This window comes from Catalinimonas locisalis (genome assembly GCF_038039535.1).
Lineage (GTDB): Bacteria > Bacteroidota > Bacteroidia > Cytophagales > Cyclobacteriaceae > Catalinimonas.
This window is the reverse complement of the sequence record NZ_JBBPHP010000036.1, coordinates 30255-48792: the sequence shown is the minus strand read 5'-3', so window position 1 is coordinate 48792 and position 18538 is coordinate 30255. Positions and strand designations below refer to the sequence as shown.

Here is an 18538-nt window from a genome sequence, read left to right as displayed (position 1 = left end):
AATAAGTAGCATAGATTATGATGAATCTGGAAAAACTGGAGCAAAAGCTTGATAAAAAAGAACTGGCTAAACTTCCTATCTCCGAAAAAGAACTGTGCGAGCGATATGAGGAATTATACACCGGAGCGGTGAACGATGTTCTCAGAGAACATGCCCTGCTGGATCAGGCTTTGCCCAATGAGATTATGCCATTAGCTATGGAAATGAAAGCCGCTGGAATTGCTTATACCATCCGAAGTGTCAAAGACCCATCCTTTAAAGGAGAAATGGAAAAAAGGGCGGAAATGCTGGATGACATGCCCAGAGAGTGCATGGTCGTATGGGATACCGGAGGAGAAACTGAAGCTGCCCATTGGGGAGAAGTGATGACTGCCTCTGCCATTGCCAGAGGGGCCCGTGGCGCTGTCATTGAAGGAGGATTAAGAGATACTATGCAGGTGCTGGCCCAAAATTTTCCGGTTTTTCATAAGTACAGAAGCTCCAATGGAACGCTTGGCCGCTGTAAGATCACCGCTTATAATGTGTCCGTGAAAATAGGAAAAGTCACCATTTATCCCGGAGACCTGATTTTTGCTGATGTAGATGGTGCTCTTGTAGTACCTAGAGAAATTGCATACGAAGTGTTGGTGCGTGCCGAAGAAATCAAAAAAGGTGAGCAGGAAATCCGTTCATGGGTGAAAGAAGGTTTTTCTGCTAAAAAAGTGGTGGAAAGAGGTGGATATTTTTAGTGTATCACAAATTTATAATACGCACTAAAATATTGGTACACATTATCACATCAAACTTTTGGTTAAGGATAAGACCACTTTAAGAAGTATTTTATAATATAAAATATGTTTAAGAACATCATTACGCTGCTGATCATTCTAATAATAAGTCTAGATCTGGTGGCGCAAAGTCATATTCCCGGGGCGGATAATGCTGTGGACGATCTACCAATCTCTTTTCGCCTGCTGGGGCATCTACAAACCAAAAGCACATTTGAAATAGAATCCTCCAATTGGATTTTGGGTTGTGAAACTCTGGATAGAGATATGGCTGATTTTGATGAATACAAGGAGTATCTGGCCCCTCTGGGTATCAAAAGGCTGCGTCTTCAGGCAGGTTGGGCAAAAACGGAGAAGGTGAAAGGCCAGTATGACTGGCAATGGCTGGACCATATCATAGACGAAGCCATAAGCAGGGGATGCGAGCCCTGGCTGCAAACCTCCTACGGTAATCCTATATACTCAGGGGGTGGTGGAATCAATCTGAGTGCCGGAATGCCTACTTCGGCTGAAGCTCTGGCTGCCTGGGATCGCTGGGTAGAAGCGATGGTCATACGATACCAAGATAAAGTAAAAGAGTGGGAAATCTGGAATGAGCCTAACTTTGGGGATAATGCTATTAACCAGCCAATAGACGTGGCTAAACTCAATATTCGTACAGCGGAAATCATCAAAAGAATACAGCCGGAGGCCAGAATATCAGGATTGTCTATGGGTCATATTGACCTTGCCTATGCAGACACTTTTTTTAAGTACATCCATGAGAAAGGAAAAATGCAGCTCTTTGATAATATGACTTATCACGACTATGTATACAACCCTGATGAAAATTACTGGCACGTGGCTGAACTACGAAAAGTACTGGACAAATATGGCCCGGAGGTAAAACTTCGGCAGGGTGAAAACGGGTGCCCCTCTATGGGTGGAGCAGGCAGAGGAGCATTAGGGGATTATCCCTGGAGTGAATTTACGCAGGCCAAATGGAATACCCGAAGAATGCTGGGTGACCTGGGACATGATATGGAAAGCAGCATCCTAGGCATCATAGATATGAATTATCACCTTGACGGACCTATTACCAGGTTAAACGTCAAGGGAATCATACAATCTGACTCCACCATGCGTGCCATCCGCCCCAAGATGGCCTATTATGCGATGCAACACGTAGCCTCGGTTTTTGATCATTCCCTGAGCCGTATCAAAAATGTAAAACCTACTTTCAACACCAAGGCTACGGTAAATCCAAGAGAAGTGAAATACAATATGAACACAGATAGAAGCCTGGCATTTTATGGCTATGAGCACCACAATTCAAATAAGCAGGTTTATACACTTTGGATGGATGAAAATATTCCTACTGAATCCACGGAAACCAAAGATATCCAGTTAACTCTGATAGGAGCAAGGATGGATGAGGCTGTATATGTGGATATCATCACAGGAAAAGTATATGAAATTCCAAAAGAAACATTTCACAAAGAAGAAGATAAGCTCATCTTTGAAAGGGTTCCTGTTTATGATGCTCCTATTCTTATTATTGAAAAAAGTCTGGTATCCTGGAAATAAGTTTCTGACTTTATGTCCTTAAATCGCATTATTCAAAAATATTACCTTCTACCAGGTGCCCGCTTTTCTTTTCCATTCCTTCCGGATAGTGCGCTCTTTAGATGGTAATTTTGGAAGCAGCGTCTTCAATTTCTTCGATATCAACAGGTGTAAGTTTGACGTTGACAACCCCGATATTTCCTCAAGACAGTGAAGTTTTGTCATACCTGGAATAGGTACAATCTATGGTTTCTGAGCCAGGCGATAGCTATTTAGGCAGGTGTGGCCGACACCAGCGACCAGGAAGAAGGCTATACCTTATTCAAATATGACGAAGGTATACATTATTCAAAATGATTATTAAAACTTACCCACACCATACAAACAGCCTTACATTTATCCTGTAAGGCTGTTTTTTTATTATGCTGAAATCCAATCAGATGTCTTCCACTGCATATCTCACATAGGCGAATTTGGTGCCTTTTGGATTCCAGGAAGGAACATTAATGGTGCCCTGCCCGCCGTAAAACTCTTCGGTTAAATCCCTTACCTTTTTGGTCTCAAGGTCCAGCAAACGAAGCTTTACCTGCTTGCCAAAAGGGTGGCCTTGCTCCTGATCTTCCATATAGGTGATAATCGTGGCGACATCATTATTGGGAGAAATATGGGCAAACCAGTCAGAATGATCATCAAAGGTCATTTGCTCCGGCTCAGATCCATCAGGCTTCATCCGCCAGATCTGCATCATGCCTGAGCGATAGGAGTTGAAATAGATATACGCTCCATCAGGTGAGTATTCAGGACCATCATCCAGCCCTTCCGCGGAAGTCAGGCGAATTTCTTCTCCCCCATTCACATGCATTTTGTAAACGTCATAGTTTTCATTTCTAGGAGCACAATACACAATATATTCTCCATCAGGAGAAACGCCATGCCAATACGAGGGAGACAAGGGAGTAATCTGAACGGGCGTACCGCCTTCGGTAGGCATTTTGAAAATAAAGGAGGACCATCCTTCAACATCAGCCTTGCCACTTGAAATGAATAAGGTTTCTCCATCAAAAGAATACCCATGATCATTGTTGGCTTTCTGTACAAAGTCCGTATCCAGTTTTCCCAGCTTTTTACCCTCTATACTTACCTTCTCCAGCCTGCCCTCACTATTAATCAGGAGATACGCTCCATCCCTGGACCAGTTAGGCGCTTCAAAATGGCGCTTTTCTTCTAAAATGAGTTCGGATTTTCCAGTCTCAAGATCGTAAATGTAAAGTGAACTGATGACCTGTTTGCCTTCTGGCACCTGAGCGCATAAGTAAAGCGGACATAAAAAAAGTAAGAAAATTTTTTTCATAGCGTATCAAACTTCAATCTTTTAAGATATGGAAAATAGAAGGTAAGCATTTCCTTGAAGAGAAGAGATACTCTCCACCAACTAATTCTATTTTCCACACCTAAACCCCGGTACTTTTCTACAAAGGCTTTCCCACTTCATATAGCTACACAAAGCGTGGACATATTGATAAGTTTTCCGGACCTGCGGGGGCAGTAGGTTCGGACAGTAAACGGTTACGTTTGAATTGAAATAAAGAATAAAATTTATGAAAAGATGCATTATCAATTGCCAGCGCAGGGAGAGGTATTGGGCACCATTGCGTTGGCGTTGGCTTATGAATAGGCACGTATGAATCACAGACTTAAAAGCCAATACAGGAAGAGACTTCAGAAATGATCAAAGCAATGTGTGGTAAAGTGATTACCAAGTCTGAAACGAGCGTTAGGCTCACAAAGAAGATCAATGATGTTTTAGATACGAAAACGAGTCTGTGCGGACAATGCAAGCTTTGCAATATCTAAGAAAATCCTGGTGCACACGCGCACAAAGATTTAGATAAATTTAAGCATATCAATATCTGATCATGTGGGCTTACGGCCAGGTGGCCCATACCCGAATGTAAAGGCATAGAAGTGTCACGCATTGATGCATTTTTAGCGAAGTAAAGACAAGAGCTAAGCAAACTATTCTGTATCTCATGACATTTACAGAAGGAAATGCTTACTGAACTAAAAACCGCTAAATATGGCACATATATTTATTACTGGTTCATCCACAGGTCTGGGACTACTGGCAGCAAAATCTCTGATCAATCAGGGGCATAAGGTGGTTTTGCATGCCCGAAACGAGAAGAGGGCAAAGGAAACCAGAGAAAGCCTGCCTGATGCCAAAGATGTGTTAATGGGTGATCTGGAAGATATGGAAGAGACCAAACAGTTAGCTGAAAATGTGAACGCACTGGGTCATTTTGATGCTGTGATCCACAATGCCGGGATCTACCAGGGTTTAGGCCATCAGATTTTCAATATAAATCTCCTGGCTCCTTACCTCCTGACTAGCCTGATTGATTTGCCTGAACGTTTGATTTACCTAAGCTCGGGTATGCACCGGAGCGGTACACCTTTATCCAAGGGATCTGACCCAAATCATACGACTTATTCAGACTCCAAACTGCATATCATTACATTGATGAAAGCTGTAGCTCGTCTGTTTCCTGAGGTCTACGCGAATTCGGTAGATCCAGGATGGGTACCCACGAATATGGGCGGAAAAGGAGCTCCAGATGACTTACAGCAAGGCTATGAGACTCAGGTTTGGCTTGCAACAAGCCAGGATCAGGAAGCTCTTGTATCAGGAAAATACTTTTATCATCAACAGCAGCAATCCCCCAGGCCTGAAGCCGATGACACTAAACTACAGGAGCAACTACTACGAGTCTGTGAAAAAAATACTGGTATAACGTTTCCCTCTGAGCGTCATAAAGCACATTTAATAAAGCACTAGAAACGCTGCTACTTAATTTGGGCTTACCAAAGACCAGATCACGACGAATGAAAAAGGTGTTCTAACTCCTGAAAAAGAAGATGTACATTTTGTAGTTGCGTTTGACTCCTACCGTTTTGGATGGATATTGGAGGCTGTCTATTTTCCCCTTAGCAATGTCGTTTCTTGCCTGATCAAATCCTTCCGGAGCCTGTTTGGCAATTTCTTGAGCAGAAGCCCCATGGTGGTCAGCATCAACAGCGCAAGGGCTAACAAAAGCTTTTTCATAGATAGTTGTTTAGTTTTGATTCACTTATTCTCCTCCATCGTTTTGGAGATTACTTTAAAATGAGGCGGGCAAATGAAATCAGTCATGAGTCTATCTCATATTTTCAGGCAAGCCTTACATTTTTTCTAGAAATCCTTCACATCCTGGTACACCTTTTTAGGCTCAAGGTTCTGATCAAACAAGAGCGGTAATGAGTAGGCTAGGAATAACTTACAGTTCATTCAGGATTGCCCTTCGAGGACAAACAGAGGTTCTACTTCAATGATCTTATACTTTGTAGTTTTCTCCTTCACGCTTTCGCATAAAAAATCTTACGCTACCCTACTCAGCACTTTTGATTGAGAAAGTCAGTAAAACAAAAAAAAGATGAACTAAAAAAATATTTTCCTGCCTTCATCATAGTGTATTTTTCATCTGATCTTCCAACAAGCTTTAGAATGACTCAGTGTTTCACAGGTGTTGGATTGGATCATGTTTCTTCGTTTTAATGTATTGCATCTTCACTTGCCTGCTCACTGACACTCAAAGAATGAAGTCTGAGAACCTTTATTTAAGGAATAATATTTTTTTGGCAATGGTCAGTGTGTTCACGATTGGAAGACATGGCATAATTAGATAAAATAATTATTTTAACACCTTACTTCAACCTACCAGAAACTATGCTTCGGAGAACAACGAAAAAGCTTATCAACAGCAGTCTACTGATTACGCTCTCGATAGCCCTGACTTTATGTACTTCTTCTGTACCTGAATGGCAAGCGAAAAATGAGGAACTCATTGGTCAATACAAGCTGGCTGTAAGAGAGATTTCCGATCTGCCCTCTCATACCATTGCATCAAATCCTGAGGCTGGAGAAACGAAAAATCTGGACCAGATGGATAGTACAGCACTCTATCCGGGCGTGAGCGCTCGCCTGTTTTGGGGCAGTGGGGCTATGGCAGCTATCCTTCGCCTGGCACCCAATGCTGAAATTCCTGAAGCAGTATTGTCCACCGATCGCTTTGTTTTTGTGATGGATGGAAGTATAGAGCTGTTGATCAACGGTGAGCAGGTGACCTTGCTTTCCCGGGAAAGAGAAGAACCGGATGGAACACATAGCGGAACACCGCGGACTGACTTCGTGTACCTGGAAAAAGGTAGCCAACATGCCGTAATTGCCGGTGAAGAGGGCGCTAAATTGCTGGAAGTAAGCAGCCCATTGTCGTTGGATTATCTAAAAAAAGCAGGCATCAATGACCTTCCTGATGAAGTAGCCGAGCTAAAAAATACTGTGGAACCCAATATAGAACCCAATAGAGTATATGATCTGTATGATATACAGTATACACCAATTGCTCCGGGTCATTTTGCCCGACTGATTTCCGGTAAAAGTACACAGCTTAGTTTTATCCGCATGGAGCCGGATTCTGTGGTGCCTACTCATATACACCCTGAGGAACAGATGACCTTGATCATGCGCGGAGCACTTACTCAATCCATTCTTAACGAGGAAATAAACATGGTAGCCGAGGACATTGTCCGTATTCCGGAAAATATGGTGCATGGAGCCAAGGTTAGTGAGTTTGGCGCTGATGCGCTGGATATCTTCTGGCCGGTCAGAACCGATTATCTGGAAAAGGAAAAAGAAGCCCTGGCCGCCTATCATGAAATCATACCCAAAGATGCTGAAGTGGAGCTACTGGTAGATGGCAAGGAGTCAGAGCCGGAACTATATTTTGCTGAAGGACCAAAATGGATGGACGGTAAGGTTTACTTTTCCAACATGTATTTTGACCAGAATTTTAATGCTGATCCCAAGAAAAGTTCTATTGTAGAACTAGATCCCAACGGCGATTACCGAAATATCACAGAAGGAAAAATGCAGGCTAATGGCCTGTATCCGTATAAAAACGGTCATCTACTGGTGTGCGACATGATAGGCCACCGGGTCCTGGAGATGACTACTGAAGGAGAAGTGGTGAAGGTGATTGCCGATAGTTATAACGGTAAACCGATAGATGGACCCAATGATATTATTACCGATGCCGAAGGCGGCATTTACTTCACCGATCCGCAATTTACCATGGAAACGGAAAAGTTTCAGCCCGGCCGGGCAGTATATTACATACCGCCACAAGGTGAGATCATCCGGATTGTAGAACCCAATGAGTTTGCCATGCCCAATGGAATTTTATTATCACCGGACGGTAAGACACTCTATATCAATAATTGCTACGATGATGAATCATGGTTTCCGGTAAGCAGTGAAAAGGATAATTTTATCTGGGCGTATGATGTGAACGAGGATGGAACCATCAGCAATGGTCGGCGGTTCGCAAAGCTATTACTTCCCGGAGATGTACTGGACCGCAAAGCCCATTCCTCCAGTGCCGACGGGATGGCAATTGACAAAATGGGCAATATCTATGTCTGTACCTACTTGGGAGTACAAATTTTTAATAATCAGGGCGATTATATAGGTATGATCAATCTGCCTTCCTTTCCGGTGAGCCTGTGTTTTGGAGATGAAGATATGAAGACCCTGTATATTGTGAGCTACAGCCAGGTGTATAAAATCAGAACAAAGATGGAAGGTTTTGTGCAGTACCTGTAAGTAAAAAAGAGTCCAGGCGCCAACCTGAGCTTGCTCTCAGCTAAGCGCCTGGCTACCTAAAGTGATACTTACCTGAAAAGCTTCTGCGCAAAATCGTGCAGAGATTTTCGCCAAACCTGCCACTCATGGCCGCCAGGAAAAGAAGCAAATTCTACTGCCAGTCCATTTTCCCGGAAAGTCTCTATCAGTTTTTTGGTGGCTTCTATCCGCTGATCCTGTTCCCCCACGGATATGTACAATACATCCAGCTTATCATTAAATGCCTGAGCTTGAGTCAGTATTCCGGGTATTATGTCTTCAGGATCAAATTCACTTCCTTCTGCTCGCCTGATGCCGCCAAATAGGCCGGTGCTAAAAATTCCCAGTCCACCCTTGAACATGTCCGGATTACGTAGTCCGGTGTAAAATGTCTGTCCGCCTCCCATAGATAAACCGGCGAGTGCCCGGTGTTCAGCTCCGGATTTTACGCGGTAATGCTCTTCTACCAATGGGATCACATTCTCAAAAAGCTCCTCCCGGAACACTGCCATGGCTGCATCGTTGTATCCCTGTGCTTCTACTCCGGGTTTGCTCACATGTCCATCCGGAATAGCCACGATCATCGGTACAGCCTTACCCTCCGCAATCAGGTTATCCAGGATCATGTTGAGTTTTCCCTGAACCGCCCAACCCCTTTCGTCCTCTCCACCACCGTGCTGAATGTACAGGACCGGATAGCTGTTTTGAGGGTGCTCATCATAGCCGGGTGGGGTATAAATATTGATATCTCGCCAGGTTTTGGAGGTATTGGAGAAATACGAACGAGAACGGATTTCACCATGGGGCACGTCTTGCTGCGAATAAAAGTCAATACCTTCTTCCGGGATATCAATACCGCTTGCCATACGTCCCATGCCATAAAAAGACTCACTTGCAGGGTCAGCTACTTTGTAACCATCCATCACCAGCGAGTAGTAATGAAAGCCCGCTTCCTGAGGATCGGTGGTGACTGACCACATTCCCTCCTCATTTTTCTGCATATCGTATACTTTTCCTGCCAGATCAATCTGAACATGATCTGCTTCAGGCGCCTCTACTTTAAACATAACCCGCCCGTCGGGAAATATGCAGGGGCAAGCGTTTTGGTTAATATTGGTAGGTGCTGGTATTGCCCCTGCCGGGACCTGGCTAAATGCCTGCATGGGCACTAAAAAAATCAGCAGAATGATCAGCCAGGGATTGAAACTTTTTGGAGCCGCCATTTAAAGTGGTTGTTAATAATTACTTATTTCTGTTCATCATCCCCCATTACATCGTAGCCCCGCCACTTATACTCTTTAGCCAATGCAGTAGCAGCGGGCCAGGCGATCTGATGCTGATCACTAGCGACCCACTTGCGCCGGTTTTCTTCCGTATCAAAAGAGATCTGAATCTGATAATTGTAGGTAGTCGGCTCTGCCTCTATTTCTGTAGCAAGATCTTCAGGGAAGAGGCGTAAAAGTTTGGAACTGAGATACCCATCCTGCACGGTCATCGCTGGCACATACACTGAGTAGTACATTTTCTCAAAAGCTTTGGCGTTTTCTTTGTCTACCACAAAATCCATCTGCAACACCATCGCTTTGGGCTCGGCCAGTGGCTTGGCTATGCTGAGTCCTTTTTCCTTGGAAGGGGTAATGCCAATCACCAGCAGTTCAAGGTCTTCACCTTCGCTGGACAGGCTTATTTCTTCCCCCAGCATGGCATAAAAAGCATCATCAGCTTTTATACTGGCCTCTTCATCATTCATACTTACCTTTCCTTTGCCATTAATGACATAATACACTTCCTCTACTCCTTCCAGAGGGTGCGCGCTGAGCGTACTGCCTGCCGGAATCATCAGTTGGTCTACATAGTCCCAGTCGGTACGGAATACTTCGGGGCCAACCAATCGGCGTGCTACTACTCCATCGCCTACGTATGCGGGATGGGCTTCCTTGAGCTGTTCTTTTTCCAAACGATTTGATACAAAGACTGGAATAGGGTCAATGTCAGCACCTACCCGATCATCGCCCAGGTCAAAAGCATCTCCCTGTGCTTTTTTCTGGCTTACCGCAAAGTTAAGCCAGCGAATATCTTCATCGGATGCATTATAGATGGCGTGAGCATCTCCCATTTTGCAGGGCACCACGGCCGGTGCTGCGATTTTTGAAGTACGGCCATTGATTGTAAACTCGGCTTCACCGTTGAGGATGACATACATTTCCTCAATCGTATGGTGAAAATGATGTCCGATACCTGACTTAGGATGGATCACTCCCGTGTGGAGATAAAGAAAATTTGTGGATAAATCGTTACGTCCTATCAACTGGGTAAAGCCCATGGTTCCTGCTCCGGCATGTACTGCAGAGAGGTCTCGGTATTTGGTAGGATCATTGGCTGAAATACGATCCTGAAGGGGCTGAGCTGACGCAAATACCGTATTTGCTAAAAGAAATAGTACAAGCAAGTGTTTCATCAGTGTTAGGTTGTTTAGTAGGTTTCATGAGTAATAGTAAAAAGAAAAATGGCGGAGTGCAAAAGTTAATTCAAACCATCTAATTGTCGTCAGGAAGTGCATATACAACATATCCTCTGGGCAACGCATCTGGCTTTTTGGAGTGATCGTAACTATCCCGCATAAAGTTAGCCGTTGCATTGATCACCAGGTATTGCTTTCCGTTCAGGGTGTACATGCTGGGCTGGGCGTTGGTTTCATGGCTGAGCGTGGTTTCCCACAACAGCTCACCGCTGTCGGCATCAAAAGCGTAGAGTTTGCCGCCCTTGGCGGTAGTAAATACAAGTCCGGCAGAAGTTACGATCAGCCCTTTTCGTAAAGTGCCTCCAGGTGCGCCTTTGGACTTGTCGCCCTGCACATACATAGAATCTTCACCAATGGGTTGTCTCCACTTAATAATACCCTCGTTCAGGTCGTAAGCCAGAATGGAAGACCAGGGAGGTGGTAACATTCCAGGCCAATCCAGCCCGTAGTCAGTTGTATACCGATCTTCAGGGTGCTCAGTATCTTCGGGATAGTCCGACATGGGCGCATTTCTTTGGGCATCGGCCTGGATTTCAGCGCCACCTGAAGCCACCACCGGACCTTCGGGAATCACCTCTTCTGCTGTTCTTTCGGGAAACCTGAAACTGATGGGGTTGCCACCCAAATACTGAAATAAGGCTTTGAGCGTTCCTTCATCAATATGGGTAAAGCCAGGCATCTGTCCCCGGCCATTGTTTACAATACTCTTAAACTCATTATAGAAAATATACTCCCCCATATTGACCAGGGAGGGGCCAGCCCCGCCTTCACGGTTTTCACCATGACAAGTCCTGCAGGTAGAAGTATACAATGATTTCGCTCTGCTGATTTCATTTTCCGAAAGATCAACTTTGGGTGGCCCTACCTTATTCAGCTTATAAATGGAGGCATGTTCCTGGGTCATCACATACATCATTCCGTTATTGGGATCAGCTGCAGTGTTGCCATAGTTAGCACCTCCTAAAGCTCCGGGCATCATCACGGTTTCATATTGGTCGGAGGGTGGTACATACAAGCCTGATTTGGCTGACTCCAGCCTTTTGAGCCACTCTTGTTTGATACTGTCAGGAAAATGAGGATTCAGCGTTTCCGGGGTGACTTCATGTCGGGTAAAGCTGGGCAGTGAAGAAATGGGTTGGGTAGGCCAGGCTTCTTCCCCGGGCATTTCACTAGCAGGGAAAGGCTTTTCCTCAATAGGAAAGAGCGGTTCGCCAGTTTCTCTGTCAAAGACAAACATAAAACCATGTTTAGTGGCCACGGCTACCGCATCAATCGTTTTACCATCTCTGTTTACCGTTAAAAATTGGGGCGCCGGTGAAAGATCATAGTCCCAGATATCATGATGTACCGTTTGAAAATGCCATATCCTTTCTCCGGTACGAGCATTCAGTGCTACCAATGAATTGCCAAACAAATTGCTTCCTATACGGTCAGCTCCGTAATAATCATAAGTTGGAGATCCCAATGGCAAGTAAGCAATCCCTCGTTCTTCGTCTACCGAAATCTCGCTCCAGACATTTACCCCGCCTACATACTTATAGGCATCTTTGGGCCAGGTATCATAGCCAAACTCTCCCGGACGGGGAATCGTATGAAAGGTCCATTCCAGTTTGCCTGTCATCACATGGTAAGCCCGGACATGGCCGGGAGGAGAAAAGTAACTTTCTCCCGGGGCAGAGCCTAAAATGACCAAGGTATCGTAGATCACTCCTGGCATCATGGCTTGCACTCTTCGGATGGAGGTAGGATCACGATCTAAGCCTTCTCGCAGATCTACGTATCCGTTTTCCCCAAAACTCATGATGGATTTTCCGGTTTCGGCATCAATGGCCTGCAAAGTATTGTTGATGGTAAAGAGCAAACGCTTATCGTTTTTGTCTTTGCTTTCCCAATAGTTGATGCCTCTTCGGCTGATTCCTCTCAGGTTGGCATGAATCCAGATTTCTTTTCCGGTAAGTAAATTGACTGCAATCAGAGAGAAATTTTTCCCCAGCACGTACATGGTCGTATCAACGATGATGGGACTAAAATAATAACCCTGATCATCATGGGTTGGATACATCCAGGCCACCTCCAGCTGACTCACATTTTCTTTGGTGATTTGGGTAGCTTCAAAATATTTTGACTGATCAGGGCTGCCAGCATAGTGGCTCCAGGTGGTATGATCTGAAGTAATTGTTTCAGTAGCCGATTCAGTATTGCAGCTTACACTAAGGACTAGAAATGAAAGAGCGATTACAGTAAAGGTTGTTGTTCGTATTTTTTTGTTGTTCATGCAGCAGATGTTGTGAGTAAAGTCTTATATTCTTTGATACCAGTAACTACATAGATTTGAATTAGATTGCTGTTTTTGATCAAGTAAAATACAATTATTTTTATCTTTTTTTTGTAAAAAAGATAAACTTCTGGAATTGATAGATTAGTCTGGTAAACATCAGGATTACATTGGTCTATAGACTAAGGGATGGATAGTCATAGGCGTAGTTGACCAGTTTCCAATTGATAGGTCTGTGGATTTTATGATAGGTACTCCCGGACTCATGTGCATGGTGGTGCTGCTCATGTAATAAGTATCCCCCACCCGCACCATTGACATGTCAGGTACATCGGCATGGATGACCGGATTGCTTGCCTGAGCCAAAGCAAGGGGAGCAATAAAACTGAAAAGTAGCAGAAAAGCGATATGCCTATATATTCTTACTTATCATGTAGTTTTACCTGCTGCTCAGTACCAGATCGTTGCCTTCGTAACGGAATCACTCAGAAGATGCTGTATTCTCTGAATCCGAACCCGAAGAAGTCGCATACACAGCCAGCATGGTGCCTACAAAACCGCCCGCTACTTCTGTGCTCAGAAATTTGCCGTCCACTTTCTCCTGTAGCACCTGCCAGTCGCCCTCGGTTTCGGCATACTGAAAACCATAGTCGGCTCCGTCAAAAGTGATCTTAAGCTGAAGCTGTTCTCCCGACACCGGCTGACTGGCCAGTTCAGTGTGTCCATCTTCTAATGACTTAAGCAACTGAAGTACCACTTGTCCGTCTTTCATAGATTTTGCAAGAAAATAGTGATGGGTTTCACTTTGGAAAACTAACAAACCCGCCTTTTCATTTTCGTTTTCCGGCTGGAAATCCAAGGTGGTTGGCACACTGCTGGTATGGTGCTGCTGACGATGCCCCACAAAGCTGGGGTTGGACAAACCGGAGGCCGTCTCAGGACGCAACTGCATGCTAAGCGTTCTATCTGTAAATTCGTACCACTGCTCGCTGGGGGTACGCAGGAGCAGGTAGTTGAGGCCAAGCAAATCATCATCAAACTCATCCTGAAAAGTGAAATTGCCATTGAAGGGAAAAAGCGTGGTATCCACGGCATTGCCCATCGGAGTAGGATAAGCATATTGTACTTCCTCATAATCCGGATTGATGATCGGCCAGCCATCTTCCCATTTCACAGGAGTCAAAAACGTTTCCCTGCCAATGTTAAAATAATTGTCTTCGTAGGGGCGACAGGCCAGAAACACTGTCCACCAGTCGCCATTATCCAATTGTACCATATCGGCGTGCCCGTCGGTAGTGACCGGATTGGGACGGGACAAGATTGGTAGTAAAGCGTAACGAGTTGCGGGTCATTCGCTGTGCGGAAATTCCTTAATCGCCCGTTGGTAGGCAGTTTGGCGGCCTCAGTAGTCCAAAGCTCCAGAGTTATCCGGTCAAAATATAAGGTTGGGTAGTGGTGAAGAGTGTATGATAATGTATAAAGAGCTGTGAAGGCAGCGTTAATAGTTATTTGCGAAATCGCAATCCAACTCAAATGCTTTCACTGCTTTAGTGATAAAGTATTGAAAATCGGATCGCCGAGCAATGGGAAGAAAGCGAGTGGTAGACAAAACTTTCTCTGTAAAGACTGTGGTAAACAATCACCCGGCGACCGGCTTCATAAGACATAGAAAACCATTTATCAGCAATTAATTTGATGATAAACTATAGAAATAAAACCTATCATACACTCTAAATAACAACCTATTTTTTTTACCTCAAAAACAGGAGTTGCTGATTCATGTATATTAGGTCTATGCTTATTATATTTTTGTCTAGCAATTTCTACAAAACACCCCTTTCTCACATTACTACTGGTAGATAGGACGTATTTTTATGTTCCTGAATTTCATTTCAAACGGTCCTTCCCCATCTATGCCATGCACCTGAAGTCCGATAAAACCCTTGGGGTGGGTTTTATAAACCTCTTCATTTGTCAAATCTTCTACGGGATGTCCATTGACCCAGGTTTGTATGCGAGGTCCCTGCGCCAGAATTCTGAGTTCATTCCATGCATTGCTTTTATAGTGAGTATGTCCATTTTTCAATAGCTCCTCCGATGACAGCCAGCCTGTACCCAGAGCTTCTCCATACAACACACCAGTAGTAGGTGAGTATCCCTCGGAAGTCAGCAAGGCATCTCCGTGATTGATGCGGATTTCTGCCTGCGGGCCATACACCCTGCCTGCGCTTTCGTTGTAATGATCGCCATGTTTGACAGGCTTGGCAGAGGACCTGAACTGAATGCCCGAATTGGTGATGCTATCCACCATAACTTCTAAGACCAACTCAAAATCCCCGAATTCCTGTTTGGAGCAAAGGAATGAATTATTGCTTCCTTCTACAGTTCTGCCTACAATAGCTCCATCTTCCACAAAATATTCGTGATAGCCATTCAGATGCACCCATCCCTCCAGGGATTTCCCATCAAATAACTCAATCCATTCCGATTCTCCTTCCACTGGTTTTTCTTCATTGGATTCTTCAAGTAGAGCAAACACGATGACAGCATCACCCGACTTGGTAGCGTTTTTACCTCCTCCACCAGCGGTGATTACGAGATACTGCTTCCCCTCCAGCATATAGGTACTGGGGATGGCATAACCACCGGCAGGGAGCTGGTACTCCCAAAGTACCTCGCCCGTATGGGTTTCAAAAGCCCTTATCTTCTCATCGGCAGTAGCCGCAATGAAGATCACACCACCCGCAGTGCTTATCGGACCGCCAAAATTTGTAGTACCTGTATTCCTGATTCCTTTGGCTGCCAGTTCAGGGTACTCACCTAGTGGTACTTTCCATAAAATTTTACCTTTGTTAAGATCAATCGCCTGTAGGGTACCCCAGGGCGGTGTGATTGCTGGTGCACCATAAGGGTCACGGAGGTACCTGTACCCATCAATGACATATCTACGTTTGGCTGCTGTGTCAGCTTGTTCACCATGTGTACCCTCTGCAAACGTAGCAGCAGTGCTATCACTTTTCAGGAAAAGCACCAGGGCGTCTACTTCTTCACCGGACAGTTGGCTAAATGCAGGCATCAGGTTTTTTCCCTGACTGATGAGGGTGTGTATTTCTTCATCACTAGTTTCTAAACCAAGAAGTGTTGGATAAACTGGTGGGTTTCCTTTCCTATCGGCGCCGTGGCAAACGCTGCAATTTTTCTGGTATAGTGTCTGTCCCAACTGTAGAGGTGTCAGATCCCTTCCGGATAAATTTCCGTCAACAGCAAGAAGTCGGTTGATACTGGGCACTTCATTGCTATTCACATACAATCTGTTTAAAAAAGGATCGTACGCTCCTCCACCCCATTCTACTCCTCCCTGGTGTCCGGGCAGTGAGATAGTACCTTTCAAGGATGGAGGCGTGTAAATACCTCCTAAATCATATTTATTGGCCTGCTCCAGGGCATAGGCGCGGGATTCTGGCGTGACATGGCTCAGGTCAGCCCTGGTTAACGTCTGCCGTACCAGAGGCGGTGGTATTGTTGGAAAAGGCTGCGTAACCCACGATTCCTCGCCTGGCACATCTGAAACAGGAATAGGTCGCTCTTCTACGGGAAACAATGGATCGCCCGTTTCACGATCCAGCACAAAAGTAAGCCCCATCTTTGTCATCTGGACCACGGCATCTTTGGGCTTTCCATCAAGCTGAAGCGTCACCAGGATAGGGGCAGGTGGGTTATCATAGTCATAAATATCATGATGTACGGTCTGGTAATGCCACTTGCGCTCTCCTGTAGCAGCATCCAGGGCTATGACACAATTTCCAAACAGGTTACTTCCTTTTCGGAATCCACCGTAAAAATCATTGGCCGGAGAACCCGTGGCGAAAAACACCCATCCTCTTTGCTCATCTACCGAGAACCCACCCCAGGGGTTAGCTCCGCCATTGGTTTCTCCCTCTATCCATTCCCAGGTATTGTATCCAAACTCTCCCTTCTGAGGAATGGTATGAAAAATCCATTCCAGTTCTCCGCTTACCGTATTGTAAGCCCGTACATGACCAGGAGAAGAGTCATAATCTTCGGAAACCTTGGAACCCATGATCAATAAATTTTTATGAATGATACCCGGGGTGGTGACCTCCACATAGGCTTTGTTTTCTTCTATGCCTAAGTTTTTGTGCAGGTTGATATGACCTCCTTCACCAAAAGATTCAATAAGTTCACCTGAAGTGGCATCAATAGCATACACTCGGTCTTTAACAAAATGAAAAATTCTTTTACCTTCTTCGCCTTCCCAGTAAGTTACTCCCCGGTTCCTTCCCTGAAGTACTTTCTGCTCCTTATTGTATTGGGAAGACTCAAATACCCAGATCTCCTGACCGCTAGCGGCATTCAGCGCAACAGCATTCAAAGAAGGCGTTGAGAAGTACATGGTACCATCCACAATGATGGGGTTACTGTACATGGAAGTGCCTTCACCGGCATCACCGGTATGGTACTCCCAGACTGGCGCCAGTCTATGAACGTTAGCAGCATGTATCTGACCAAGATCAGCGTACTGGTTAGATTTTTTGTCTCCTCTGTAAATCCCCCAATCCGTGTAGTTGTCAAGCCGGTCTTTTCCAGGACTTTTTTCATCTTCCGATACATTCATACCCGGTGTACAACAGCTTAAACTAATAATAAAAGATATGATGACGAGTAGATTAGTGTTTAAGGGCAGTAATATTCTCATTAATAATCCTATTAACTTACATCCAGTTCTTCATCAGAACTTCAAATGGTTGTTGTAACAAATAGCAAATTCTAAGCTGCTAAAAGATAGCATTTTTTTTTAAATACATTAATTTTTTGACTTGTCCTTTCGGCACAGGACTCGGGATGAACGGTGTGATATATTTTCCTTTAGCAAGAAAGACCGGGGGTTTCCCTGATTTTATTGAATCTCTATACAGACTATGCTATAAGTCTAATTTTTAAGACGAACAGCAAAAGACCTATAACTACGAAGATATGATCGGCTTTCAACACCTTTACCCGAAGGTGCGCTTGATTTTCCAAAAATTGAGTTTACTAAATCACAGGCGGATAATATGGCCGGAGATTATACGCTTATAAATCTCCGACCCAGCACTCCTTTTAATCCCCAAACCAACTCCATGAGCAAAAACTTCAGAAGTGTTACTGGCTATCAATGCTGAGGGGGAGGTAGTATGGTATCATCTATCGTACTGATGTATCGCATCAGTGACTTTGACATCCTTACAGAGGGCAATATTGCCTACCTGACACAGAATTCCAGACATACTGTCATAGATGTAATGGGTAATCCACTAAAAACCGGTATGCTGCCCAGAGACACAGGGGTAAAGACGTATTGCTACCCCGGTGCAGGCATTGACCTTTCACTATGATGCTCTTATCCGCTCTTCCGAGTATCCTAAGATATCCAATTACTACACACCAAAGAGAGATTTAACTGCCGAAAGGGTTACCCAGCAGGTCATGCGTGATGCGATCAAGAAGTTTGACCCTGAACCCTGAAGGTCAGAGAAGTATCAGAGTGGAACAACTTTGACTATATGGATCCTGTCAGCATAGTTTATGTGTAGCTGCTATTGTGTGAGAAGATGTTTTCCTTAGACTTTATTTATTACTCCTTCCATGATGAAGTTGAATCATCATTGTTATCATATTACCTTTTTGCATTAACTTTGGAAGCTGTGCTTAAA

13 protein-coding genes and 1 pseudogene are annotated in these 18538 nt (G+C 44.6%); 6 read left to right on the top strand and 8 right to left on the bottom strand.

Features of this window, described 5'->3' with window-relative positions:
• The first annotated feature begins 17 nt into the window (after positions 1-17).
• Together WJR50_RS26865 and WJR50_RS26860 are read left to right on the top strand one after the other, a co-directional pair.
• The gene (locus WJR50_RS26865) at positions 18-728 is read left to right on the top strand and encodes an RraA family protein (RefSeq protein WP_341296405.1); all 711 of its coding nucleotides are present in this window, start codon (positions 18-20) and stop codon (positions 726-728) included.
• A gap of 105 nt (positions 729-833) precedes the next feature.
• Positions 834-2333 (top strand): hypothetical protein, encoded by a 1500-nt coding sequence (locus tag WJR50_RS26860; RefSeq protein WP_341296404.1) that lies wholly within the window; start codon positions 834-836, stop codon positions 2331-2333.
• A gap of 415 nt (positions 2334-2748) precedes the next feature.
• Here WJR50_RS26860 and WJR50_RS26855 read toward each other — a convergent pair whose 3' ends face one another.
• Positions 2749-3663: a TolB family protein gene (locus tag WJR50_RS26855; protein ID WP_341296403.1), complete on the bottom strand. Its 915-nt coding sequence runs from the start codon at positions 3661-3663 to the stop codon at positions 2749-2751.
• A gap of 726 nt (positions 3664-4389) precedes the next feature.
• Here WJR50_RS26855 and WJR50_RS26850 point away from each other — a divergent pair.
• Complete coding sequence (locus WJR50_RS26850; protein WP_341296402.1) at positions 4390-5148, top strand: SDR family NAD(P)-dependent oxidoreductase; 759 nt, start codon at positions 4390-4392, stop codon at positions 5146-5148.
• Between the two features lie 138 nt (positions 5149-5286).
• Here WJR50_RS26850 and WJR50_RS26845 read toward each other — a convergent pair whose 3' ends face one another.
• Entirely contained in the window at positions 5287-5415 is a 129-nt protein-coding gene (locus WJR50_RS26845; RefSeq protein WP_341296401.1) for a hypothetical protein, read from the bottom strand.
• Between the two features lie 660 nt (positions 5416-6075).
• Between WJR50_RS26845 and WJR50_RS26840 the strand changes: the two genes are divergently transcribed.
• A complete protein-coding gene (locus tag WJR50_RS26840) occupies positions 6076-8010 on the top strand; it encodes an SMP-30/gluconolactonase/LRE family protein (RefSeq protein ID WP_341296400.1) in 1935 nt (644 codons plus the stop codon).
• 68 nt (positions 8011-8078) lie between these two features.
• On the opposite strand, the gene WJR50_RS26835 is transcribed toward WJR50_RS26840, so the two are convergent.
• The 5 genes and pseudogenes from WJR50_RS26835 to WJR50_RS26815 all read right to left on the bottom strand — a co-directional run bounded on the left by WJR50_RS26835 (position 8079) and on the right by WJR50_RS26815 (position 14142).
• Positions 8079-9251 carry an alpha/beta hydrolase-fold protein gene (locus tag WJR50_RS26835; RefSeq protein ID WP_341296399.1) on the bottom strand — a complete coding sequence of 391 codons (1173 nt, stop codon included), beginning with the start codon at positions 9249-9251 and terminating at the stop codon, positions 8079-8081.
• 23 nt (positions 9252-9274) lie between these two features.
• Positions 9275-10486, bottom strand: coding sequence for a cupin domain-containing protein (locus WJR50_RS26830; RefSeq protein ID WP_341296398.1), 1212 nt, complete (start codon positions 10484-10486; stop codon positions 9275-9277).
• 79 nt (positions 10487-10565) lie between these two features.
• The gene (locus WJR50_RS26825) at positions 10566-12824 is read right to left on the bottom strand and encodes an outer membrane protein assembly factor BamB family protein (RefSeq protein WP_341296397.1); all 2259 of its coding nucleotides are present in this window, start codon (positions 12822-12824) and stop codon (positions 10566-10568) included.
• A 196-nt stretch (positions 12825-13020) separates the two neighbouring features.
• Positions 13021-13232, bottom strand: a pseudogene (locus WJR50_RS26820) (family 43 glycosylhydrolase); the annotation flags it as partial.
• A gap of 73 nt (positions 13233-13305) precedes the next feature.
• Entirely contained in the window at positions 13306-14142 is an 837-nt protein-coding gene (locus WJR50_RS26815; RefSeq protein ID WP_341296396.1) for a beta-xylosidase family glycoside hydrolase, read from the bottom strand.
• Positions 14143-14310: 168 nt separating this feature from the next.
• Between WJR50_RS26815 and WJR50_RS34255 the strand changes: the two genes are divergently transcribed.
• The gene (locus tag WJR50_RS34255; RefSeq protein WP_445223493.1) at positions 14311-14493 is read left to right on the top strand and encodes an IS1/IS1595 family N-terminal zinc-binding domain-containing protein; all 183 of its coding nucleotides are present in this window, start codon (positions 14311-14313) and stop codon (positions 14491-14493) included.
• Positions 14494-14673: 180 nt separating this feature from the next.
• On the opposite strand, the gene WJR50_RS26810 is transcribed toward WJR50_RS34255, so the two are convergent.
• A complete protein-coding gene (locus WJR50_RS26810; RefSeq protein WP_341296395.1) occupies positions 14674-17541 on the bottom strand; it encodes a 3-keto-alpha-glucoside-1,2-lyase-like domain-containing protein in 2868 nt (955 codons plus the stop codon).
• Positions 17542-18019: 478 nt separating this feature from the next.
• On the opposite strand from WJR50_RS26810, the gene WJR50_RS26805 reads away from it, so the two are divergent.
• Positions 18020-18220, top strand: coding sequence for a hypothetical protein (locus tag WJR50_RS26805; protein WP_341296394.1), 201 nt, complete (start codon positions 18020-18022; stop codon positions 18218-18220).
• Positions 18221-18538 lie beyond the last annotated feature (318 nt).